The sequence below is a fragment of the Nonomuraea sp. NPDC050786 genome (assembly GCF_040654115.1).
In the GTDB taxonomy this organism is placed as follows: Bacteria; Actinomycetota; Actinomycetes; order Streptosporangiales; family Streptosporangiaceae; genus Nonomuraea.
The window spans coordinates 1-22,117 of the sequence record NZ_JBFAHJ010000062.1 but is presented as its reverse complement, the minus strand read 5'-3'; the positions used below and the strand labels follow the sequence as shown (position 1 = coordinate 22,117).

The following is a 22,117-nucleotide window of genomic DNA, read 5'->3' as shown; positions in this document are numbered from 1 at the left end:
GCATCTTGTAGAGCATCGGCATCTCTCGCCCAACAGTCATCGCATCCTGGCGTTGGTATCCAACGTTCCATCCCCTGAGCTGCCTTCTATGTTGGCTAACGGAGCTATGACGTGGACGCCGACGGTGGATATACAGTCGAGCAGGTCTCTTGCCATGGCTTGACAACCGTGTGTACTCTCGTGATCAGTCTGGAATTCGTGTAGGTACGCGAGGTTTCTTCCCGTGCGTACGGTTCGGATGACGCGCTGAGAGCGTCTCTCCCGCACGAACGCGAGCGTCCCGATACCTCGGGTACCCCCTGAAACGATCACGTCTCAGATTCATGATCAGAAGCGAGGCCCTGGATACTCCCCGGTCCAGGGCCTTTCGCATGCCCTCGCCCCTCACGCCCGGAGGTCTCCTGACCGTGTGGTGGCACTCGATCGACTACCTCAAGCGGACGGCCGCCAGCGCGGCATGCTCGCTCACCGCGGCTTCTGGATCCACAAGGTGCCCCGGCTCATGCTGCGGTGCCGACTGCGCGGGCACCGGCCCATGGTCGACGGGTACGGTCCGCACAAGCCCGGCCTTGATGCGGCCCGCTGGGTGACGTGCGACCGGTGCGGCGTCCGGCCCGACCCGCAAGGCAGCCTCGACCCCGAAGGCTGGGAGGTCCGCCAGCCCTACGACGGGCCATACGCAGGGGACGAGATGAACGGCCCGATGATGGGGGCACTCCTCGGTCCCGGGAACACGGTCATCAAGGGAGGCATGCACCTGCCCGGCCGCTGGCCCACCATGCCGACCGGCACGCTCGGCGGCGAACTGGTCCTTGGGAAGACGTTCGGCGTCTTCTCCGCCGAGGTCACCATCGGCGCGGCCGGCGAGGAACACACCCTCGCGGCGCATCTGCGCATGTGGCCGTTCGGCGTGTTGTACCTGCACACCGAAGGGTTCGGCACCTGGCTGCAGCGCCGCCTCATCCCCGAGGGCTACACGTCGCGGGTGATCAACGTGTCGGTCGACGACTGGGCGATCCGCTGGCAGTGGTGGGCCCGCGAAGGTGAGTGGTCGCGAGATGACCCGTGGTGGATGCACGGCCGCATCAGCCTCGATCTGGTCCAGGCGCTGTTCGGCCGCCAGCGTCGAGCCCGGTGCGGTCCCTGGTCCTCTGCTGTTGAGGGGCGGCATGGGGCCGGGACCGCACCCCATCTCCTGCGGAGAGAAGGGAGAGGAGCGTGGCGGGAGCGAGCAACTCCTTTGACGGCGGCACCGATGGCGCCGCCATCACGCCAGCCAACTCCGGTGGCGCTTCTGGTACCGCGTTCAACGCCGCAGGCAGCATCACCTACAGCTCCGCCCAGGCATCGCGGGCCGCTGTCGGCCCACATAGCGGCTGGCGCGATTGGTTACGTCCAGCACCAGCTGTCCGGGACCGGCACACGGTGGGCCCGCTGGTACGCCAGGCCCGCAAGCCCCTCGAACAGCCTGATCGAGATAGCCTTGGCGAACGGCGACCACTTCGGCCTGGACATCAGCGGCAGCCAGATCACCCTGTGGCGCAACACGGACTTCACATACAACAATCTCGACACGAAGGCCTTCACCCTGCCCCAACGGGTGGATTCGGCTGGAGATGCAGGCCGTCAGCGATACGAGCGGCTCCGTGGTGGCTCGCATCTATGCCACCCCGGAGGCGGCCACTCCCACCATCGAGCTCTCCGGATCCAACGCTGCGGTCTCCAACACCTGGGACGCCGTGCGCTTCGCCAGCGTGAACCAGAGCTCCACATCAGCCTGGATCGACGAGGTGGCCTGGTCCGACCAGGGCTGGATGCGCGCTGATCAAGACCTGGGCCAACACGATCAAGAAGCTGGCCAAGCGCGGCCTGTCCAAAGGACTACTGCAGCAGATCATCGAGGCGGGACCCGACGCCGGCACCGAGCTGGAGCAGGCGATTCTTCAGGCGGACTCCGCCACCTTCAAGAGCATCAACAGCACGTACGGCATGATCGAGAAGGCCGCCAAGCAGGCCGGGAAGGCCGCCGCCAACGCGATGTTCGACGTCGGCAAGAACGCGGGCAAGGGGTTCCTGACCGGGATCGTCTCGCAGAAGAAGCAGATCGAGGCGGCGATGAAGGACATCGCCAACGCCCTGGTCGCGCAGATCAAGAAGTCGCTAAAGATCAAATCGCCGTCGCAGATCTTCGCCGAGATCGGCGCGTTCACGATGTCCGGCCTGGAGCACGGCATCGCCGAGGCCGCACCGACGATGCTCGCGAGGGCGGCCAGGGTCGCGGGTCAGCTGACGAAGGCGTTCACGCCGAAGCCGGTCGCGACGCTCACCCCGGGGATGGTCGGCGGCCACTACGGCAACCAAACCGTGGTGAACGTGACGAACAATTACCCGCAGGCCGAACCGACATCCAAGACGGTCAACAAGGGCCTGCAGTACGCGTCGGTCCTCGGCCTGGCCTGATGCGCGGGGCCTGACGCCCCGCTCTGGAGCGTCGCCCCTGTCCTTCCCTTCCTTTTCTGGACCCCACGAGGGGGGAGGGGCGGGTGGCGATCAACGTCGGCGAGCTGTTCATCACCCTGGACCTTCGGGACCACTCGTTCTCCACCCGGCTCACGCGGGCTCTCGCTACCAGCCGGCGTTGCTCTTGCTGGTTTCGGCACGCTTGTTGTCCCCGATAAGGCGTGGTACCTGTCACCAGGGTGACAGCTCGCATCCTTCATCATGGTGTTGTGAGCGAAGTGCCTCTAGTTGGCGGCAACAATGCCGCGGAAGTCGTGCGTGTCGGTGACACGGTGCGCCGCGCACGCGACAACCGCGCCGACTTCGCCGCCCAGGTACTGACCTACTTGGAGTCCGTCGGCTATCCGCACGCTCCGCGCTACCGGGGCATCGACGAAAAGGACCGGGACATCCTCACCTTCGTCCCGGGCGCCACCACCAACCATCCCACCCAGCGCGCACCCGGCGCCTACGCGCGTGGCGGTCGGATGCTGCGCACTCTTCATGAGGCAACCGCCGGAACTATCCTGGCCGCCGGCCAGGAGTGCGTCATCCATGGCGACCCCGGACCCTTCAACACCATCTTCCAGCACGGCCTGCCAGTGGCCTTCATCGACTGGTCATCATGCCGCCCAGGCAATCGGCTCGACGACCTGGGCTACATGGCCTGGACTTGGTGCATCCAATCCCAAGGCCGAGTACCGATCGACCAACAGGCTCTGCATCTGCGTGAACTCCGCGACGGCTACGGCACCGTTGCCTCCGAACAGCTCCTGGACTCCATGATCCGCCAGCAGACCAGCATCGCCGAGAGGGAAGCAGCCAACCTCGACGACCCGAAGACCACCACTGATCGCCAGCTCATTCACCAGCATAAGAATCTCTTGCTGGCCGCTCTGCGATGATGCCGGGTAAGGCATGACTGCCTCCATCGTCAAGGACGGAAGGTGAAGGCCTCGCTGGTGAAGCAAGTCCCGGCACACGTGTCGCGACATCCGGTGACAACAAGCCTGCTGATGTGACAACTAACGTGCTTTGGCTCAGTGCGGTTGAAGGGGGCAAGTCCTTCAGAAGTGACCGCGCCTGATCTACGTTGTAAAGGCGGAGGCATTGTTCAACAACGTTGAGTGCTTCAAGAAGCACTCAACCCCAACACCTCAGCAATAGCAGCGCCCGCACGGCCCGGTGCCGTGTGGGCGCCGGCGTGTCAATAGACTTGTCCGACGTGACCGCCAAGCCGCGTACGCCGCGTATCCCGAATGTCCTGGCCTCCCGTTATGCCTCGCCGGAGCTGGCCCGTCTGTGGTCTCCCGACTACAAGATCGTCGCCGAGCGGCGGTTGTGGCTGGCGGTGCTGCGGGCGCAGGCCGAGCTGGGCGTGGCGGTTCCGGAGGGTGCGATCGACGACTACGAGAAGGTGGTCGAGCAGGTCGATCTCGACTCGATCGCGGCCCGCGAGCGGGTGACGCGCCACGATGTGAAGGCGCGCATCGAGGAGTTCAACGCGCTGGCGGGGCACGAGCAGGTGCACAAGGGCATGACCTCGCGCGACCTGACGGAGAACGTCGAGCAGCTGCAGGTGCGTGACAGCCTGCTGCTGGTGCGTGACCGGGTGGTGGCGCTGCTGGCCCGCCTGGCCGGCCTGGCCGTGGAGCACGAGGCGACGGTGATCGCCGGCCGTTCCCACAATGTGGCGGCGCAGGCCACGACGCTGGGCAAGCGGTTCGCCACGGCGGCCGACGAGCTGCTGGTGGCCTATCGGCGGCTGGAGGAGCTGATCGGCCGCTACCCGCTGCGCGGCATCAAGGGCCCGGTCGGCACCGCTCAGGACATGCTCGACCTGCTGGGCGGCGACCGTGACAAGCTGGCCGAGCTGGAGGGGCGGGTGGCCGCGCACCTGGGGTTCTCCGAGCGGTTCACGAGTGTGGGGCAGGTTTACCCGCGGTCGCTGGACTTCGAGGCGATCAGCGCGCTGGTGCAGCTGGCGGCGGCGCCGTCGTCGCTGGCCAAGACGATCCGGCTGATGGCCGGGCACGAGCTGGTCACCGAGGGGTTCAAGGAGGGGCAGGTCGGCTCGTCGGCGATGCCGCACAAGATGAACACGCGCTCCTGCGAGCGGGTCAACGGCCTGGCCGTGGTGCTGCGTGGCTACGCCTCGATGGCGGGTGAGCTGGCGGGCGACCAGTGGAACGAGGGCGACGTGTCGTGCTCGGTGGTGCGGCGGGTGGCGCTGCCGGATGCGTTCTTCGCCTTCGACGGGCTGGTGGAGACGATGTTGACGGTGCTGGACGAGTTCGGTGCTTTCCCGGCGGTCATCTCGGCGGAGCTGGATCGCTATCTGCCGTTCCTGGCGACGACGAAGATGCTGATGGCGGCAGTGCGGGCGGGGCTGGGCCGGGAGACGGCGCATGAGCTGATCAAGGAGCACGCGGTGGCGGCGGCGCTGGCGATGCGTTCGCGTGGCGCGGCCAACGAGCTGCTGGAGCGGCTGGCCGGTGATGCGCGTTTCCCGTTGGAGCGTGATCAGCTGGAGGGGTTGCTGGCCGATCGGGTGTCGTTCACGGGTGCGGCGGCCGAGCAGGTGCGGGCGGTCGCGCAGCGGGTGGGCGAGGTCGTGGCGGCGTATCCGCAGGCGGCCGCGTACCGGCCCGGCGCGATCTTGTGACGGTTCGTGAGCTGACCGACGCCGGGCAGGTGCGGGTGGCGTGCGGTGACGACGACCTGCTGGTGTGGGCGGCGCAGGGCCTGCGCGGGGGAGCGCGGGCGTGGGCGCTCGGGGATGCGGTCGTGGCGGCCGCGCCGGGCGCGTCGCGGCGTGACCGGCTGGCCGTGTGGGGTGGCGTCTCGTGCGCGGTGGAGCTGGTGGGCTACGCGCTCGCGGAGCTGGGGCCCTCCTATCGGCCGTTCGGGGAGCGGGAGCTGGTGGGGGAGGTGACGGCGAAGCTGGACGGGCTGGAGCGGGCCGGAACGTTCTCGTGGATGAGCCTGCCTGCGCTGGAGGGGCCCGTCCTGGAGGGGCCTGTCCTGGAGGGGCCCGTGCCTGATGGGGTGGGCTGGCTGGAGCCGGCTGCCGATGCTGAGGTCGCGGCGCTGCTGGCCGCTGATGCGCCCGACTCGTACGCGGTGCCGGGCCTGGCCGGGGTGAGCCGGTGGGCGGGCGTGCGGGTGGAGGGTGAGCTGGCGGCGGTGGCGGCGGACGCGTGGTCGGCGCCGACCGTGGGCTTGCTGGCCGGGGTCGCCACGCGGGCGCGTTTTCGCGGCCGGGGGCTGGCCGGACGGGTGTGCCGGTGGGTGTCGCGCGAGCTGCTGGCCGGGTACGGGCGGGCGGCGCTGATGGTGGACGACGACAATGCGGCGGCCATCGCCGTCTATGAGCGGATCGGTTATCGGCGCCGGCGGGTGCTGGCCGCCCGCGTGGCCTGCTGACGTGGAGTCCATCCTGGATCTTGCCTGGATCTTGGTGGTATCCGCGCCGCGCGCGGGACGGAGATGTACTCGGCGCTGTTCTTCGCGGTCTCGGGCCGCACGGCCCCCGTTCTCCCTGGACGGTGACCGGCAGGGGGCGAGATGGCCCGTGCCCGGGAGTGCGCGGGCGCGGGCCGCCGATGTGGTGGTCAGGTCGTGCTGGGGGCGCCGCAGCCCTTCTGGAGCATGTAGAAGTGCTGCAGGTACGCCTTGTGGTAGTCGGCGCTCGTGATGCGGACGAAGGTCTCGTCAGCTACGCGCACCGAGTCGCCGATGAGGTTGGCGCTGCCGGTGTAGACGCGCGGGGTGATGTCGCCGCCGTAGTCGCCGTCGATCAGCAGGTACTTGGTGTGCGGGTACGGTCCGGTGGTGTTCTGGCCCTGGCACTCGCGGTACCGGATGCCGGCCTGGTTCAGCCTGGACTCGATGTCACTGTCGATGTGCCGCGAGACGATGTCGACCCAGCAGCCTTTGCGGCGGAGGTCGACCAGCTTGTCGGCGACCTGCGGGCGCGTGTTGTAGAAGAACGTGTGGGCGATCCGCACGTCGGTCTGGTGCTTGTTGCCGTCGGTCCCGATGTAGGAGCAGGAGACCTCGTTCAGGGCGTTGACCAGGGGGTCGCTGGCGGGGTTGGTCGGGTTGGGGTCGGGGCGGGGGGTGAAGTAGGCGCGGTAGGTCGAGCCGGTGGGGGTGGAGAAGTAGGGGTTGGTCGTGACGTTCGCGACGTGCCGGGTCTTGTACTCCAGGTCGTGGTAGCGCAGGTAGCCGTCGTACACGGCGTTGTCGGCGAACGTCACCGAGTCCTGGAAGGCGCTGTCCGCGTCCCAGGCCGTGATGTTCGAGGAGGCCTGGAAGACGACCTTGGAGTAGGTGGTGCCGTCGGCGAGCGGGCCCGTCCGGGAGAAGATGACGTACTTGTTGTGGTTGTAGGACTTCCGCTGGGAACTGAGGCATCCACGTTCGACGTCGTCCACGCCGTCCGCGTCCTCGAATTGGTCGTCGCAGACGACGGCCCAGGAGTCCTGGGTGTCGTCGGTGCCGAGGCCCGCCTTGAGCGCGTCGTAGGCGGGGTTGGCGTACTCCTGGTGGGAGGAGGCCGCGACGTAGGTGGAGTCGTCGAGGATCACCTTCACGGACACGCCGCGCCGGTGCGCGGTCAGCAGGGCGTCCACGACTTCCTGGTCGCCGATCGCGAACACGGAGCCGCGGATCTGCTCGCCCGCCGGGGTGGCGTCAATGAGCCCGACCAGCTGGCTGAAGATCGCCCTCCGCTCCTGCACGGTGCCCAGGGGGTTGTTGAACACGGGCCGGTTGATGACCGGCGCACCCGCCGTGGCGGTCACGGCCGCGTCGGCCGCCGCTGCGGTGGTCGTACCACCGTCCAGGATCAGCCCCGCGGCGACTGCAGCTGAGCCGGCGAGGGCGGCGAAGGATCTTCCTAACCTTTTGATCATGGCCGGTCATCGTATGATCCAGTGACCGATCATGCCAGGAGTTGCTGGAGGTGTCTGCGGCTGGTCGGGCCGCAGGGGAGCGGGGCAAGGGCGTTCCACCTCGCCGCCGGGGCTGGTAGAGGTCACCTGCAGATTGCCTGCGAAGGGCCGTATCCAGTCGGCCGCCGAGAGTGTGCTGGATCTTGTCGCCGCCGCTGCCGCAGCGTCGCTCAGCGGGTGCGCCGTACGGTGTCGGTGACCTTGCCGTCCTTCATCTCGGCGGAGAGCTGGAACGAGCGGGACTTCACCTCGGCGGAGAACCAGCGGACGCCGCCTGGACCGCCCGCCGGGCCGAGCGGAAGCTCTGCCGAGGTGCCGTCCGAGTAGCTGATGCGCACCTTCCGTACGCCGGTCCCGGCGAAGCCGATGAGGACGTTGTCGCTGGGCAGGTCGCCCTCTGCCACGTCATGCATGATCGTCAGCGGCACCCGGCCGTACTTCGGCTTCCAGCTGAAGGTCCCGCCGCCACCGTCCACGATCTCGGCTCGGCGGGAGAGCACGCGCAACGCGGACGTGAAGGTTCCGTCCCGCAGTCCGGCGCTCATGGCCCAGGCCCGTTCGCGGTTCTTGCCGTACGTGACGACACGCAGCGGGCGGTTCTCATCGTCGACGGGCGGGAACAGAAGATCGGGAGGGTACTCCAGGATCTGGCCACGCGCCCGCTCGATGGCTTCAGGGCCGGCCGGGCGCAGACCTCGTACGAACGCGTCCACCACGTGGTCGGCCAGCCCCAGCGCGGACACCTTGACGATCACGCCGTTCTCCCGCCAGAGCCGGACTTTGGGCGTCATGAGGGTCCTGTCCTGGTGCACCCAGTTCATGCTGAGCGTTCCGCTGGACAGCAGGTCGCCACCCGCCAGGCCGGTGGTGCCGCGGATCTTCCGGGGCTCTCCCCTGACCGTGGCACCAGCCAGGACCGCCATGCCGGCGTCGCCGGGCAGTTGGCTGACGGAGACTCTGGCGCGCGCGTGCCGGTTGGTCCAGATCTGCTGCGTTCCGCCGAGTTCCGCCTGCCAGTTGCCGATCGGCAGCGAACCGGTCTTGACGAGGTCCAACCCCTGCGGCAGGTGCGCGGCGTCGATCCGGGGCCGCCGCAGATCCTCTACCACTCCGTTGGCCGCCCTGATCAGTTCCGCGTCCGACAACCCGTGGCCCAGCACCGCGATCGACTCGAAGTCCTGGCTCGTCTTGGCCGGCCAGGTGATCCAGCGGTGCTGTCCCGATCCGCCCATGGTGGCCTCGTGCTTGTCCAGCTTGAGCGGCTTTCCTCTGTACGGTGGCTCCCAGTCGTACGGCTGCTCCCAGTCCTCCGACTCTGTCACCAGGACGGCCAGCGTCCTGCCGCCGGGCGTGTCACCCTCCGCGTACGCCGTGACCGGATCCCGCTCGGCGTCCGATGTGACCAGTTGCTCCAGATGGAGGTCTCCTGGCTGCTCCGGCAGAAGCAGCGCTGCGGAGGCCGCCACGTCGCCGCCGCATCCGGCGGCCAGGACGATGAGTGCGGCCGGCAGGAACAGGCGAAAGGATCCCATGCAGGCTTTGACGTGATCTTGTATGTGTGCGTTCCCCGTGCTGCGGAGGGATCGCTGTGACGGCGACCGACCTCCGTGGCCGCGACGGGCCGGCTGATCCACTAGCATGCCGGCTCAGCGAACCTTGGCGTGTCAAAGGAGAGGGCGGGACCGCCTGCCTTCGATGCCTCGAACCGCGTGACCGGAGGAGCCGATGCTGGGATGACGGCAGAGCGACCGATGCCCACACAGGACGACGTGCTCGGATACTTCGACACGTTGTCGAACTGGGGCCGGTGGGGCGACGACGACGAGCTCGGCACTCTCAACCACATCACCGACGACGTCCGGCTGGCGGCGGCGCGGGCCGTGCGCCACGGCAGGAGCGTGTCGTGCGCGTGGGAGATTGCCGTGCCGGAGGAGATGGAACGGTCGACGACGACGTGCCCGTGCTTCTCCGACACGCCCGGTGCCGAGAACATGCCGCTGCCCGGGTTCCGCAATGACCGGCACTGGGGCTATTCGTCCGAGCGGCTCGGCCTCACGTTCCACGGCAACACCGTCACCCACGTCGACTCGCCGTGCCACATCTTCTGGGACGGCACGATGTACAACGGGCGGTCGCACTCGTTGGTCGACGCCGCAACGGGATCGGCGTGGGGGGCCGTCACGGCGGCGGCGGACGGGATCATCACGCGGGGCGTCCTGCTGGACATCGCGAAGGTCCGCGATGTGCCGTGGTTGGAGCCGGGTCAGGGTGTGCATCCCGACGATCTCGAGGAGGCCGAGCGTCGCCAGGGTGTGCGGGTGCGATCCGGCGATGCGGTGCTCCTGCGGACCGGCTATGGCCGCGTCCGGCACGAGGCCGGTGATGCCGGCGGTTTCACGCAGGCCGGCTGGCACGCCTCCTGCCTGCCGTGGCTGCAGGAACGGCAGGTGGCGCTGATCGGGGCGGACACCCCCCAGGACGTTCAGCCGTCGGGGTACGAGGACATGGCGATGCCGGTGCACACCGTGGGGCTCGTCGCGATGGGTCTGTGGCTGCTGGACAACTGTGACCTGGAGGCGTGTGCGGCGACGGCTGCCGAGCTCGGCCAGTGGGACTTCCAGCTCGCAGTCGCGCCGGTCCGTTTCGCCGGTACGTCCGGCAGCCCCGTCAACCCGATCGCCACGTTCTGACCGCGCCTCACGAGGGGCGACGCCCTGAAGGGGCCCGGCCCGCACCAGGAGCGCGGTCAGGACTCAGCCGCCGGCTATGTCCACGCTGCCGTGCGGGGTCAGCCGTCGATGGTGGTCAGTTTGCGGGCGGCTTCCTTGCTCGCGCAGGCCGAGGACATGGTTGGGGAGGGTGCTGGGGCTGACGTCGCTGGATCCTCAGGTCTGGCCGCCATCGGGTGGCGGTTCCCCTCGCGGCTGTTCATCGGCGCGGCCCCGTCCCCGCAAGGCGGGTCAGAGCCGGATCAGGTCGGCGATCTCCTCGGGCAGGCCGGGTGACGTCATGACATGGCCCATCCCGGGCACGACGTGCAGTACCGCGCCCGGAATCGCGGCAGCCAGGGCCTGGCCGTGAGCGAGCGGGAAGACGGGATCCTGGTCGCCGTGCACGATCGAGGTCGGCGCGGTGATCGACGACAGCGGGGCGAGCAGGTCGGGGGCGTCCCGCCACGCGGCCCGGTCATGGTTGGCCGCGGCCGCCGGGTCGGTGGCCCGCGACAGCGCCAGCTCCAGCATCGCGCGGGCGGCCGGCTCGTCGAACGGCCGAACCGGCCCGTTGAAGACCCGGAACAAGGCCATGTCGGACTCCACTCCTGGCGGCAGTCCGGCGGCCAGATGCGCGAGGAACGCCGGCGACGGCGGCGGCAGATCATCCGGGTCGGCCGGCTCCCCGGCCCTCGCCCGTGCCCACACCGGCCTCAGATCATGATTCATCGGCGTGCTGGACATCACGGTCAAGGACCGGACCCGGTCCGGGGCGTGCACCCCCAGCCACTGCGCGATCACGCCGCCCAGGGAGGTTCCCGCCACGTGAGCGGAGCTCAGTCCATAACCGTCCAGCACGGCCAGGCAGTCGCGGGCCATGTCCCCGATCGTGTACGGGTGGGCATCGAAGTCGACGATGCTGGACCGGCCGGTGTCCCGATGGTCGAACCGGATCACCTGAACCCCACGGTCAACAAGCCGATCAACCAGTGCATCCGGCCAACTGACACCCTGAGCGGCCGACCCAGTGACCATCAGAACAGCGGGAAGCTCAGGATTCCCGATCCTCTCCGTCCACATCCGCAGCGGCCCGGAGCGCACAAATCGCTCATGTGCATCCAACATGGAGGCACGGTAGCGGCTATCCGCTGCCGAACGCCGACATTTTCGGATGGCCCGGCCGATACGCATCCGGCCTCGTCACCCCGGCTGCCACGACTGACCCGTCTTGGGAGGAGACGTCTGCCCCAGCTGGAGGGCATGGGTGGTGGTGCGCAGGGCGGTGATGAAGGCGGTCGTGGCGGGCGGGTCCGGTGGCTCGCCGAACGTGGCGAGGTAGATGCGGCGCCGGAACTCGGTCAGTTCGCTGGCGACGACCCCGTCGGCGTGGTGCGAGCGCAGCGCGAGGCCGGGCATGGTGGTGACCCCGAGCCCGGCGGCGACGAACGCCTGCTCGACGACGATGTCGTCGCTGCTGTAGATGATGCGCGGGCTGAACCCGGCGGCTTCGCAGAACTGGAGCAGCTCACCACGGCAGTTCTCGCAGCCCGCGATCCACGCGGAGTCCCGGTGGCCGGCGAGCGTCTGGCCGGGGTGCCTGCTGAGCAGGTACATCGGGTCGTCGAGGAGATAGGAGTAGCGGATGCCGTCCTGTGGCATGACGCCCGAGCAGCGGGTCGCGTGGGAGGCGGAGGTGCGTTCCCTCTACCACGACGGCATGGTCCGGATCGTGGTGACCCCGACGTGGGCGAAGCTGATCGACTTCGAGACGACCCTGCCGAGCGCGGTCGAGGAGCTGATCCTGCGGCGGGAGGAGCGTCAGCGCGGCTGAGCGGCGTCAGGTCGCTCACATTGGGGTGTGGATCCCGATCGCGAAACGGCGATCCGGGGCGGCTGGTTCTGGGGATTCGGTGAAGTCCGCCACGAAAGCTTCGTACCGGCGGACCCGTTCAGCCGGCAAATACTCGAAAGGCACAGTCAGTGATGCGAAAGCTCATAGTCCAGCAGTGGGTCACCGTCGACAACATCGCCGCGGAGGAGGACGGCGGGCTCAGCTTCGTGTCAGGGGAGCCCTTCTCCGAGACCACCAACCCTGCGTTCAAGGCACGCGTGATGGGGTTCGTCGACGCGGTAGACACGCTGATTCTCGGCGCGAACACCCATGCCCAGTCCAAGGGCTACTGGCCGTACGCCGGCGAACAGGGCGAGTACGGCGAGAAGCTCAACAACCTCACCAAGTTCGTCGCCTCCTCGAAGCTGGAAGAGGCCCCGTGGGGCGACTTTCCCGCCACGACCGTGACGCGCGACCCGGCCGCCACCGTCCGGGAGCTCAAGCAGCACAGCGGCAAGGACATCTGGCTGTGGGGGAGCCTGACACTCATGCACTCCCTGCTGGACGCCGGCGTCGTCGACGAGGTCACCCTGCTCGTCTGCCCAGCGGCACGCGGTAAGGGAAGGCGCGTTTTCGAGGATCGGCAAGACCTGAAGCTGATCGAGGCCACCTCGTTCGACAACGGCGTGGTAGTTCTGCGTTACGAGATCAAGAAATAAGCGAAGAGTCCGCTTCCGGCTCGCGCCTCCGCCGTCCGTCAGACGTGACGTCCGGCGGGGCGTGCGCCGGCACGGCGACGTCGTCACCGCCACGGCCGGAGCCTGCGTCGGCTGTGATGAGGGGTAACGACAGGGCCCTCACCGGCCCTGACCGGCCGTTAAGGGCTGTCCGTCATGGTCTGCAGCGCCGACACCGGCCGCTGACCTCCAGCCCACCCCCCGAAACGTACCTTGTCGGCCGCGCAGGCTCCGGAAAATCGGGTGAGGTTCGGACGGCGCTGAGGCACAGTTGACGGCGTGATGTCCGATTTTGTACCAGGTATCGAGTTGTCGCGCGCCTTTTACGGCGAGGTGGTGGCGCCCTTGGTGCCCGCGGTGGCGCACAGTGCGGCGTTGATCGGGCCGGGCTCGGAGGTGCTCGAGTTCGACACCGCCCGCTCGACCGACCACGACTGGGGGCCGCGGGTGCTGGTGTTCGTGGCCGCGGAGTCGGTGGCCGAGGTGCGGGCGAAGGTGGCGGCGGGCCTGCCGGAGCGTTTCCGGGGCTTTCCGACCGTGTTCGGTTACCACGGCAGCGTGCAGCCCGGGGTGACGGTGACGGAGCTGGGGACGTGGCTGGTCGAACGGCTGGGCTTCGACCCGCGGGACGGGGTGTCGCTGCTGGACTGGCTGTCGGTGCCGTGGCAGAGCCTGGCCGAGGTGACGCGGGGCGAGGTGTTCCACGACGGGCTGGAGGGCGGCGCCCTGGAAGCGGCCAGGGCGGCGCTGCGCTGGTATCCGCCGGATGTGTGGCGGTATGTGCTGGCGTGTCAGTGGCGGCGGATCGCGCAGGAGGAGCCGTTCCCCGGCCGCTGCGGCGAGGTTGGCGACGAACTGGGCTCGGCGGTCGTGGGGGCGCGGCTGGCGCGCGAGGTGATGCGGCTGGCGCTGCTGCTGCGGCGGCGTTACCCGCCGTACGCGAAATGGCTCGGCAGCGCGCTGGCCCGCCTGCCGGGCTCGGCGGAGCTGGGGGAGTGCCTGGGGGCGGCGGTGGCGGCCCGCTCCTGGCGGGAGCGGCAGGAGGGGCTGTCGGGTGCGTACGCGCGGGTGGCGGCGCTGCAGAACCGGGTGGCGCTGGCCGAGCCGCTGGACGGGCGGGTACGGGGCTTCTTCGACCGGCCGTTCGAGGTGATCGGGGGTGACCGGTTCGCCGAGGCGTTGATGGCGGCGGTGTCGGATCCGGTGATCCGGGATCTGCCGGTGGTGGGGTGTGTGGATCAGCTGTCGGACTCGACGGATCTGCTGGTGCAGCCTGGGCGGGCGCGGCGGGTGACGGCGGCGGCGCTGGGTCTCCACAATTAGTGATCTACATCGTAAAGGGGGCGGGTTTCTGCAAATCCACCTCTACCTCCACAAAAACCATTAGCTCACGACGGAGAAGGCAAGCTCCTCGACACGAACCCGCCCGGCATCGAACGTGGTGGTGTCGCCGGTGTGAGTGACGATGAGACGCACACCTTGGCCTGTCCGGAGGCCGGGTGCCGATGGCGGCGTCGTGGCCGTTGGGGCACGTGCCGGATGTCGTCGCACGGGCCGCGTGAGATGGCGTGCGTCGCCGACGCCAGGGCGTGTGGTCAGGTGGTGCGGCGGGCGTTGGCGTGGATGGCGTGGCGGAGGTAGGCGGCCAGGCCGGGGGTGTGGGTGTCGAAGTGGGCGGTGAAGCGGGGGTCGTCGACGTAGAGGTCGCCGAGGCAGCGGTGGATGTCGGGGGTGCAGGTGTAGAACCAGCGGGTGATGTGGTCGCGGTGTCGTTCGGCGAGGTCCATGGCGTGCGGGCCGTCGGCGGGTTGGCCGGTTTGGAGGGCGGCGGCCAGGTCGGCGGTGATGGCGGCGGCTTCGGCTCTGATCTGGCGCCAGTCGTCGTGGGTGTAGGTGGCGACGCGGCGGTGGCTTTCGGCGTACTGGGGGGTGGTGCCCCAGCGGCGCTGGACTTCGGCGTCGTGGTCTTCGGGGCGGAAGTCGCCGAAGGCTTGCAGGCGTTCGGCGGGGGTGAGGGGGATGCCGGTGGCGCGGGCTTGCATGGCGCGTTCGACGGCGGCGATGAGCTGGTGGAGGTGCTCGGCTTTGCGGGTGAGCAGGTCGTGCTGGCGGCGTAGGTGGGTGAGGTCGTCGGTGGTGTCGTGGTCGAGGATGGCGGCGATCTCGTCGAGGGGGAAGCCGAGTTCGCGGTAGAGGAGGATCTGCTGGAGGCGGGTCAGGTCGGCGTCGGTGTAGCGGCGGTAGCCGGCGGGGGTGCGTTCGCCGGGGGTGAGCAGGCCGATCTCGTCGTAGTGGTGCAGGGTGCGGATGGTGATGCCGGCCAGCTTGGCGACCTGCCCTACAGCGAAGCTCATGGGTCCAGCTTGCCGTATGGGAGGGTTGTCCTCCGCGGGGTGTGGGGACACTACGTAGGTACTCGAAATAGGTACCTATGTGGGGATTTCTCACCTCCTTCTTGGTGAATGCGGGAGGCAGTCTGAAACGTGAAGGAATTGGCTGGATGTGAGGAACGGGGGAATCGCACCATGTGTACGCACCAGCCTCCCTGTCCTCCCGCGGACGCCATCGACCATCATGCCGCGCGCCTGGTGGCGTACCACCCGGAGCAGGGATGGGGACTTCTGTGCAACGGAGTCGTCTTCTTCGACGACACCGGCGAGCTGCTGCCCGACGGCCGCAGCGTCCCCGCACTGAGTGGCAAGGCCGCATGAACGCAGCTCCGGCGTCATGGACGTTCGCATCCCGGGCCTGCTCGGTCTTCAAGGCCCGGCAGGCGGCACGCGCCCAGCTCGCGGAGTGGGGGCTGCACCACGCGTGCGAGTTCACCGAGCTGCTGGTCAGCGAGCTGGTCACCAACGCGGTGCGGCACGCGCGCGGGATCGTGCGCCTGAACCTGTCAGCCGCCGACGGGCTGCTGCGCTGCGAGGTCGAGGACTCCAGCCCCCTGCCGCCCCGCCCGCGCGTGGCCGCCGACGATGACGAGGGGTCGCGCGGGCTGCTGCTGGTGGAGGTGCTGTCGTCGGGCTGGGGCAGCGCCCCGACGGGCCGGGGCAAGGTCGTCTGGTTCGAGCTGCCCGTTCCGGCCGCGCTGCCCGTCTGAAACGCCGCGGAGCGCGGGGCGTCGTGTCAGGACCCACCACGCCGCCCCGCGCTCCGCGTGCCCCCCTCACTGCCGCCTTGGCGGGAGTGCGTGCCGCGCATACGACGGCGGTAGGAAGCCCCCGAGCCAAGGGGATGGCCTCGATGGCCGCCGTCAAGGACGAGACGCCGTTACACCATGGGATGGCCAAAACTTGTTGTGGGTTCTTGACCGTGCTCGTCTGGGATAACGGCCGCGACATAACCTGGACCACGTGGGATGCGGCCCGATGCAGACCCGCCGGCCGCGTCGCGGAAGGCGCCAATGACAACGGTGACGACCGGCACCTGCCGGGGACAGCCCAACGGCGGGCTGCCTGCCGAGGTGACGAGCTTCGTGGGGCGTCGGCACGAGGTGGCCGAGGTCAAACAGCTGCTGTCCTCCTCCAGGGCCGTGACGCTCACCGGCGTCGGCGGAGTCGGCAAGACCCGCCTGGCCCTGCGGGTCGGCCATGAGGTACGGCGCGCCTTCCGCGACGGCGTGTGGCTGGCCGAACTGGCCGAGCTGGACTGCCCCGGCATGCTCGTCCAGGCCGTGGCCGAGGCGCTGGAGATCCGCGACCAAACCGGCGACCCGCCCATGCGGGTCCTGACCCGCTACCTGCACGACAAGCAGGCCCTGCTGATCCTCGACAACTGCGAGCACCTGGTCGGCGAATGCGCCGTACTCACCGAGACGCTGCTGCGCGCAGCGCCCGACCTGCGCGTCCTGGCCACCAGCCGGCAGCCGCTCGGCATCGGCGGAGAGCAGGTCGTGCCCGTGGCGCCGCTGCCGCTGCCCTCCTGCGCGCTGCCGGCGCCGCCGCTGGAGACCCTGGTGAAGCAGGACGCGGTACGGCTGTTCGCCGAACGCGCCCGTTCCGTCCTGCCGACGTTCACCGTCAACGAGGACAACCGCGACGTCGTCACCCGCATCGTGCACCTGCTCGACGGCCTGCCGCTCGGCATCGAACTGGCCGCCGTCCGGCTGCGCGCCCTGTCGGCCCAGCAACTGCTCGACCGGCTCGATGACCGCTTCCGCCTGCTGACCTCCGGGTCACGGGCGGTCCTGCCCCGGCACCAGACGCTGCGGGCACTGATCGATTGGAGTTACACGCTATGCCTGGAAGAAGAGCGCCTGCTGTGGCAGCGGGCCTCGGTCTTCGCCGGGGGCCTGGACCTGGAGGCGGCCGAGACGGTCTGCAGCGGGGACGGCATCGCCCGCCAGGACGTGATCGACCTGGTGATCGGCCTGGTCGACAAGTCCGTGCTGATTCGAGAAGACCATCAGGGCGGCGTGCGCTACCGCATGCTGGAAACGCTGCGCCAGTACGGCCGCCAGCGCCTGAGCGGCTCCGGCGGCGAGGCCGGCCTGCTGGCACGGCACCGTGGTTATTACCGCGACCTGGCCGCGCAGGCGCGGGCGGAGCTGTTCGGCCCCCGGCAGATCGTCTGGTTCGGCCGGCTGCAGAGGGAGCACGCCAACCTTCGGGCCGCGCTCGACAGCTGGCTGAGCACGCCGAGCGAGGCCCACGCGGGGCTGAGCATGGCCGGCGATCTGCTGTACCACTGGATCACCAGTTATTACCTGGGTGAGGGACGCGACTGGCTGGCGCGGGCGCTGGCCGCCGGCACCGAACCCGGCACCGAACCCGGCACCGAACCCGGCACCGAACCCGGCACCGAACCCGGCACCGAACCCGGAGCGGCGCGCGGGCGCGCGCTGTGGGCCGCCAGCTGGCTGGCGGTCATCCAGGCCGACAGGCCCGCCGCCACCGCGATGCTGGAGGAGAGCCGCCGCATCGGGGAGCAGCTGCACGACGAGCCGGTGCTGGCCTACGTGGCGCTGTTCTCCGGAATGGTGGCCATGTGCGAGGGGCGAACGGAGGCCGCGATCGAGCTGTACAGGGACGCCCTGGCCCGCCACCGCCGAAACGGCGACCCGGTGGGGATCGCGCTGTCGCTCATCCGGCTGACGCTCGCCCACTCGTTCCTGGGTGACTCCTCGCGCGCCATCGCGGCGGGCGAGGAGTGCCTGGCGGTGTGCGACGCCCACGGGGAGGGCTGGCACAGGGCGTACACGATGATGGCGCTCGGCGTGGAGGTATGGCGGCAGGGTGACCTTGCCCGGGCCGTCGAACTGGAGAAACAGAGCCTGACTTTCAACCGCTCGCTCGGCGACCGGCTCGGCGCCGGCCTCAACATCGAGGTGCTGGCCTGGATCGCCGCCAGTCAGGGCCACCACGAGCGGGCCGCGCGCCTGCTCGGCATCCTGAAGACGATGTGGAGCCCCATCGGGGCGCCGCTGTCCGGGTACGGGCACCTGGCCCGCTACCACGACGAATGCCAGGCGGCGATGCGCCGACAGCTGGGGGAGACGGCGTTCGAGGCGGCCGTGCGGCGCGGCGCCCGCATGCCGATCGAGGAGGCGCTCGGGTACGCGCTGCAGGAGGACAAACCCGAACAGGCCGCCAAGGGGGAGACGCCGCCGCTGACGCGCCGCGAGATGGAGATCGCCGAACTGGTCGCCCAGGGGCTGACGAACAGGGAGATCGCGGCGTCCCTGGTGATCGCCCAGCGGACCGCCGAAGGCCACATCGAGCACATCCTGGCCAAGCTGGGGTTCAACTCACGGGCGCAGATCGCGGTGTGGGTAGGGGAGCGGACCCGCGCCGACGGCCATGACAGCCATGACGGCCCGTGATGTGCCCGTGATGTGCCCGTCAAGACAGCGGAACCGGGCATCGCCGGTTCCGCTGGTCGTTCCTCGTCGGTGTCAGAACGGCAGCTGCCGCCCTGACGGGGTCCGCAGATCCATCGTGCTCTGAGCGGGCCGGCGTGGCCGCTTGGACGTGCGGATCCTTATCTGGCGCACGATGCGTCATTCCTTTCGGTCGGTTCGGTCCGGGTGGGCGTGCGGGCAGTCCCGCTCCGATGTGACGAGCTCGAACCACACGACCTTGCCGGCGATCCCCCAGCAGCACACCAGGTGCCCCAGCAGCGTGACGTGCCGCGGCGCCGCGGCTGTGGCCGCGGCCTGGACGCTGGCATCCTCAACCTCGCCCCGCAACAGGCCCTCCTCCACCCAGAGCGCGAGCCTGATCTTGTCGGTGGCGTGCCGCAAGGCGTCGGAGACGAGCTCGCTGACCAGCCGGTCAACGTCCTCGGCTTGCTCTTGCAACCCCCACGCGGCCAGCCGGACGGCGGTCATCCGCCGCGCGCTGGGCACTGCCGAAGGCCGCGCCGACAGCAGCCACGAGACGGCGCGGTCCTGCCCCGCCAATCCGGCGCGAACGGCCATGCCGTCTGCCATGGCCATAAGACCGTTCCACGACAACATCCGTAGCGCGGGTTGGTCCGGGACGACGCTCTGCTCGACTTGCGGCTGCAACATGGCTGGCACTTATCTCCCCTCCCCGTGTCGGCGCACGTGTACAGAACACGCATCCAGCTTGCTGGACCACGCCAAACACCGAGACGGGATAAATCCCCATATGGGTACCTATTCGACTACGGGTCCGTGTAGGTATCCCCGGGATAGGTATCCCATCGGGTCCCACGCGGCCCTACGTACGGAGCCCGAACACCGCCCCCCCGCGAAAGAGATCCCTTACCGGCCGCCCGGCCGTGGCGGATACTACGGGGATGCGCTTGCTGGAGCGGGAGTCGTCGTTGGCGTCGCTGGCCGAGTACGCGGCCGAGGCCGGGCGCCGGGAGGGGCGGCTGGTCCTGATCGCGGGCGAGGCGGGAGTCGGCAAGTCGGCGCTGGTCGAGCACTTCCAGCAGGACCTGCCCGCGGCGCGATGGTCATGGGGGGCCTGTGACGGCCTGTTCACGCCGCGCCCGCTGGGACCGCTGTTCGACCTGGCCGAGCAGCTCGGCGGCCCGCTGCTGGAGCTGTGCCGCGCCGGCGCCGGACGCGAGGAGCTGTTCCGCGGGCTGCTGCGCGAGGTCAGCGACCCGGCGAGGCTGGACGTGGTCGTGATGGAGGACGTCCACTGGGCCGACGAGGCCACCCTCGACCTGCTGCGCTTCCTCGGACGGCGGCTACGCGGCAGCGCACTGCTGCTGCTGGCCACCTACCGCGACGACGGCCTTTCGGCCGCCGATCCGCTGCGCGTCACCCTGGGCGACCTGGCCTCGCAGCGCTCGACCAGGCGCATCGGCCTGGCGCCCCTGTCCACGCGGGCGGTACGCGAACTGGCCGGCGGCAGCGACGCCGACGCCGGCGCGCTGCACCGGCTGACCGGCGGCAACCCGTTCTACGTGACCGAGGTCGTCCAGGCCGGCATGCACGAGGTTCCGGGCTCGGCCCGGGACGCGGTGCTGGCGCGCGCCGCACGCCTGAGCGACCCGGCCCGCCAGGTGCTCGACGTCGCGGCGCTGATGGGCACCCGGGTGGAGTGGAGGCTGCTGGAGGCGGTGACCCCCTGCCCGGCCCCGGCCGTGGACGAGCTGCTGGCGTGCGGGCTCCTCACCGGCGACGGCGAATGGCTGCGTTTCCGCCACGAGATCGCCCGGCTGGCGGTGGAGGGAGCGCTGCCCGCCCGCCGTGGCCGCATCACCCACGGCCTGGTCCTGGCAGCTCTTGCCGCGCTGGGCTGCGACGACGACGCCCGGATGGCCTTCCACGCCGAGGCGGCGGGGGAGGCCGCCGCGGTCCTGCGCCACGCCCCCGCCGCCGCCCGCCGCGCGGCCTGGCTGGCCTCCCACCGCGAGGCGGCAGCGCAGTACCGGCGGGCCCTGCGCTTCGCCGACGAGGCCGAGGCCGCGACCGTGGCCCGGCTGTGCGAAGAGCTCGCCGACGAGGCGGCCCTGCTCGACCAGTGGCAGGACGCGGCCGAGGCGTGCGAACGCGCGCTGACGCAGTGGCGCCAGGTCGGCGAACGGCTGCGGGAGGGCAGCGCGCTGCGCCGGCTGTCGCGCATCAAGTGGAACCTGTGCCACGGCGAGGTCGCCGACGCCGAGGCCGCCGTGGCGGTCCTGGAGCCGCTCGGCCCCGGCATCGAGCTGGCCTGGGCGTACGCCACGCTGGCCAACCACCGCATGCTGCGCTACGAGCACGACCTGGCCGAGCCGCTCGACGCCACCGACGTGCTCAGCGACGCCCTCAACACCCGGGCAGCGTGCGCCTGGATACGCGGCGGTGCCTGGGAGGAGCAGATGCGGCGCGCGCTCGAGGTCGCCCTGGCCGGGCGGCACCAGGACCAGGCGGGCCGGGCGTACACGAACCTGGTCGCCATGCACAGCGGCCGGCGCCGCCTCGCCGAGGCCGAACGGTACGCGGCCGAGGGCATCGCCTACTGCGACGAGCACGACCTGCCCACGTACGGCACCTGCGTGCGCGGCGAGCTGGCCACCATCATGGAACGCACCGGACGCTGGGAGGAGTCGCTGGCCATCAGCTCCGCCATCCTGGCCACGGTGGGCCGCTCCCCGTCCAACCGCATGTGCACGGTGCGCAGGATCGGCTCGGTCCTGGCCCGCCGCGGCGAAGGCGGCCTCTGGCCGCACCTCGACGAGGCGGCCGAGCTGGCCGACCGCACCGGCGAGCCGCAGCAGATCGTCCCGGTACGGCTGACCCGCGCCGAGGCGTACTGGCTGGAGGGCAGGACGGGCCAGGCGCGGCGCGAGGCGGAGCTGGCCCACGACGTGGCCGCCATCTCCGACGCCTGGGACCGCGGCGCGGTCGCGGTCTGGCTGCTGCGCACCGGCTCCCCGCGCACCCCCCAGGGGATGCTGCCCGAGCCGTACCGGCTGGAACTCGACGGCGACCCGGCCGGGGCGGCGCGGGCCTGGAGCGAGCTGGGCTGCCGCTACGACGCCGCGCTGGCCCTGGCCGGCACGAACGGCGAGCCGGAGCTGCGCGAAGCCCTGCGCATCCTCACCGACCTCGGCGCCCTGCCCGCGGCGCGTATCGTCAGACGGCGCCTGCGCGGGCTCGGCGTCCGCTCGCTGCCGGCCGGGCCGCGCGCGGCCACCCGGGAGCACCCCTCCGGGCTGACCCGGCGCGAGCGGGAGGTGCTCGCGCTGCTCTGCGCGCAGCACACCAACGCCGAGATCGCCGCCAAGCTCTTCATCTCCGTCAAGACGGCCGGCCACCACGTCTCGGCGATCCTCGCCAAGCTGGGCGCACCCAGCCGCGCCGCCGCCGCCGACCAGGCCGTGGGGCGGCGGCACACCCAGGTGGCGGCGCCCGCCGACCTCTGTCCCCCCCGCGAGATAATTGAACGCGCGCGGCGACAAAAGGGGCACCGCCCGCTG

19 protein-coding genes are annotated in these 22,117 nt (G+C 70.0%); 13 read left to right on the top strand and 6 right to left on the bottom strand.

The window, feature by feature from the left end; all coding sequences use genetic code 11:
- Positions 1-409 precede the first annotated feature (409 nt).
- From AB0H84_RS52725 to AB0H84_RS52705, 5 genes are all read left to right on the top strand, one after another.
- Positions 410-1,825, top strand: a complete 1,416-nt coding sequence (locus AB0H84_RS52725; protein ID WP_357622165.1) for a hypothetical protein — start codon at positions 410-412, stop codon at positions 1,823-1,825.
- A 164-nt stretch (positions 1,826-1,989) separates the two neighbouring features.
- Positions 1,990-2,460 carry a hypothetical protein gene (locus AB0H84_RS52720; RefSeq protein ID WP_357622163.1) on the top strand — a complete coding sequence of 157 codons (471 nt, stop codon included), beginning with the start codon at positions 1,990-1,992 and terminating at the stop codon, positions 2,458-2,460.
- A 269-nt stretch (positions 2,461-2,729) separates the two neighbouring features.
- Positions 2,730-3,404 carry an aminoglycoside phosphotransferase family protein gene (locus tag AB0H84_RS52715; protein WP_357622161.1) on the top strand — a complete coding sequence of 225 codons (675 nt, stop codon included), beginning with the start codon at positions 2,730-2,732 and terminating at the stop codon, positions 3,402-3,404.
- 320 nt (positions 3,405-3,724) lie between these two features.
- Positions 3,725-5,164 carry an adenylosuccinate lyase gene (purB, locus tag AB0H84_RS52710; protein ID WP_357622159.1) on the top strand — a complete coding sequence of 480 codons (1,440 nt, stop codon included), beginning with the start codon at positions 3,725-3,727 and terminating at the stop codon, positions 5,162-5,164.
- A complete protein-coding gene (locus tag AB0H84_RS52705; RefSeq protein WP_357622156.1) occupies positions 5,161-5,925 on the top strand; it encodes a GNAT family N-acetyltransferase in 765 nt (254 codons plus the stop codon). Before purB ends, AB0H84_RS52705 begins: the two co-directional genes overlap by 4 nt.
- Positions 5,926-6,113: 188 nt before the next feature.
- Here AB0H84_RS52705 and AB0H84_RS52700 read toward each other — a convergent pair whose 3' ends face one another.
- Together AB0H84_RS52700 and AB0H84_RS52695 are read right to left on the bottom strand one after the other, a co-directional pair.
- A complete protein-coding gene (locus tag AB0H84_RS52700) occupies positions 6,114-7,418 on the bottom strand; it encodes a phospholipase D-like domain-containing protein (protein ID WP_357622153.1) in 1,305 nt (434 codons plus the stop codon).
- Positions 7,419-7,627: 209 nt separating this feature from the next.
- Entirely contained in the window at positions 7,628-8,989 is a 1,362-nt protein-coding gene (locus AB0H84_RS52695; RefSeq protein ID WP_357622151.1) for a hypothetical protein, read from the bottom strand.
- A 201-nt stretch (positions 8,990-9,190) separates the two neighbouring features.
- Here AB0H84_RS52695 and AB0H84_RS52690 point away from each other — a divergent pair, with 201 nt between their 5' ends.
- The gene (locus tag AB0H84_RS52690) at positions 9,191-10,147 is read left to right on the top strand and encodes a cyclase family protein (protein WP_357622148.1); all 957 of its coding nucleotides are present in this window, start codon (positions 9,191-9,193) and stop codon (positions 10,145-10,147) included.
- Between the two features lie 270 nt (positions 10,148-10,417).
- Here the strand turns inward: AB0H84_RS52690 and AB0H84_RS52685 are convergent, their stop codons facing one another.
- Both AB0H84_RS52685 and AB0H84_RS52680 read right to left on the bottom strand, forming a co-directional pair.
- Positions 10,418-11,203, bottom strand: coding sequence for an alpha/beta hydrolase (locus tag AB0H84_RS52685; RefSeq protein WP_357622181.1), 786 nt, complete (start codon positions 11,201-11,203; stop codon positions 10,418-10,420).
- Between the two features lie 165 nt (positions 11,204-11,368).
- Positions 11,369-11,827, bottom strand: coding sequence for a LysR substrate-binding domain-containing protein (locus AB0H84_RS52680; protein ID WP_357622145.1), 459 nt, complete (start codon positions 11,825-11,827; stop codon positions 11,369-11,371).
- Between AB0H84_RS52680 and AB0H84_RS52675 the strand changes: the two genes are divergently transcribed.
- The 3 genes from AB0H84_RS52675 (at position 11,826) to AB0H84_RS52665 (ending at position 14,059) form a co-directional block, all read left to right on the top strand.
- Positions 11,826-11,999 (top strand): hypothetical protein, encoded by a 174-nt coding sequence (locus tag AB0H84_RS52675; protein WP_357622142.1) that lies wholly within the window; start codon positions 11,826-11,828, stop codon positions 11,997-11,999. The two genes, AB0H84_RS52680 and AB0H84_RS52675, sit on opposite strands and share 2 nt — an antisense overlap.
- Positions 12,000-12,151: 152 nt before the next feature.
- Positions 12,152-12,718 carry a dihydrofolate reductase family protein gene (locus AB0H84_RS52670; RefSeq protein ID WP_357622140.1) on the top strand — a complete coding sequence of 189 codons (567 nt, stop codon included), beginning with the start codon at positions 12,152-12,154 and terminating at the stop codon, positions 12,716-12,718.
- A 300-nt stretch (positions 12,719-13,018) separates the two neighbouring features.
- Positions 13,019-14,059, top strand: a complete 1,041-nt coding sequence (locus AB0H84_RS52665) for a DUF4037 domain-containing protein (RefSeq protein ID WP_357622138.1) — start codon at positions 13,019-13,021, stop codon at positions 14,057-14,059.
- Positions 14,060-14,331: 272 nt separating this feature from the next.
- Here the strand turns inward: AB0H84_RS52665 and AB0H84_RS52660 are convergent, their stop codons facing one another.
- Complete coding sequence (locus AB0H84_RS52660; RefSeq protein WP_357622135.1) at positions 14,332-15,090, bottom strand: MerR family transcriptional regulator; 759 nt, start codon at positions 15,088-15,090, stop codon at positions 14,332-14,334.
- A gap of 171 nt (positions 15,091-15,261) precedes the next feature.
- Between AB0H84_RS52660 and AB0H84_RS52655 the strand changes: the two genes are divergently transcribed.
- The 3 genes from AB0H84_RS52655 to AB0H84_RS52645 all read left to right on the top strand — a co-directional run bounded on the left by AB0H84_RS52655 (position 15,262) and on the right by AB0H84_RS52645 (position 18,557).
- On the top strand, positions 15,262-15,447 hold the full coding sequence (locus AB0H84_RS52655; protein WP_357622132.1) for a DUF5999 family protein: 186 nt from the start codon (positions 15,262-15,264) through the stop codon (positions 15,445-15,447).
- Positions 15,444-15,836 (top strand): ATP-binding protein, encoded by a 393-nt coding sequence (locus tag AB0H84_RS52650; protein WP_357622130.1) that lies wholly within the window; start codon positions 15,444-15,446, stop codon positions 15,834-15,836. Before AB0H84_RS52655 ends, AB0H84_RS52650 begins: the two co-directional genes overlap by 4 nt.
- A gap of 303 nt (positions 15,837-16,139) precedes the next feature.
- Positions 16,140-18,557: a LuxR C-terminal-related transcriptional regulator gene (locus tag AB0H84_RS52645; protein WP_357622127.1), complete on the top strand. Its 2,418-nt coding sequence runs from the start codon at positions 16,140-16,142 to the stop codon at positions 18,555-18,557.
- Positions 18,558-18,734: 177 nt separating this feature from the next.
- On the opposite strand, the gene AB0H84_RS52640 is transcribed toward AB0H84_RS52645, so the two are convergent.
- Complete coding sequence (locus tag AB0H84_RS52640; RefSeq protein WP_357622124.1) at positions 18,735-19,247, bottom strand: hypothetical protein; 513 nt, start codon at positions 19,245-19,247, stop codon at positions 18,735-18,737.
- A 251-nt stretch (positions 19,248-19,498) separates the two neighbouring features.
- Here AB0H84_RS52640 and AB0H84_RS52635 point away from each other — a divergent pair.
- Positions 19,499-22,117, top strand: a 2,619-nt coding sequence (locus AB0H84_RS52635; protein WP_357622121.1) for an AAA family ATPase, incomplete at its 3' end; no start/stop codon positions are given.

Coding starts and splice junctions, on each gene's coding strand:
- AB0H84_RS52720 (WP_357622163.1), top strand. CDS start 1,990: ATGATCGAGAAGGCCGCCAAGCAGGCCGGGAAGGCCGCCGCCAACGCG.
- AB0H84_RS52700 (WP_357622153.1), bottom strand. CDS start 7,418: ATGATCAAAAGGTTAGGAAGATCCTTCGCCGCCCTCGCCGGCTCAGCT.
- AB0H84_RS52695 (WP_357622151.1), bottom strand. CDS start 8,989: ATGGGATCCTTTCGCCTGTTCCTGCCGGCCGCACTCATCGTCCTGGCC.
- AB0H84_RS52690 (WP_357622148.1), top strand. CDS start 9,191: ATGACGGCAGAGCGACCGATGCCCACACAGGACGACGTGCTCGGATAC.
- AB0H84_RS52685 (WP_357622181.1), bottom strand. CDS start 11,203: ATGGTCACTGGGTCGGCCGCTCAGGGTGTCAGTTGGCCGGATGCACTG.
- AB0H84_RS52675 (WP_357622142.1), top strand. CDS start 11,826: ATGACGCCCGAGCAGCGGGTCGCGTGGGAGGCGGAGGTGCGTTCCCTC.
- AB0H84_RS52680 (WP_357622145.1), bottom strand. CDS start 11,827: ATGCCACAGGACGGCATCCGCTACTCCTATCTCCTCGACGACCCGATG.
- AB0H84_RS52670 (WP_357622140.1), top strand. CDS start 12,152: ATGCGAAAGCTCATAGTCCAGCAGTGGGTCACCGTCGACAACATCGCC.
- AB0H84_RS52665 (WP_357622138.1), top strand. CDS start 13,019: ATGTCCGATTTTGTACCAGGTATCGAGTTGTCGCGCGCCTTTTACGGC.
- AB0H84_RS52660 (WP_357622135.1), bottom strand. CDS start 15,090: ATGAGCTTCGCTGTAGGGCAGGTCGCCAAGCTGGCCGGCATCACCATC.
- AB0H84_RS52655 (WP_357622132.1), top strand. CDS start 15,262: ATGTGTACGCACCAGCCTCCCTGTCCTCCCGCGGACGCCATCGACCAT.
- AB0H84_RS52650 (WP_357622130.1), top strand. CDS start 15,444: ATGAACGCAGCTCCGGCGTCATGGACGTTCGCATCCCGGGCCTGCTCG.
- AB0H84_RS52645 (WP_357622127.1), top strand. CDS start 16,140: ATGACAACGGTGACGACCGGCACCTGCCGGGGACAGCCCAACGGCGGG.
- AB0H84_RS52640 (WP_357622124.1), bottom strand. CDS start 19,247: ATGTTGCAGCCGCAAGTCGAGCAGAGCGTCGTCCCGGACCAACCCGCG.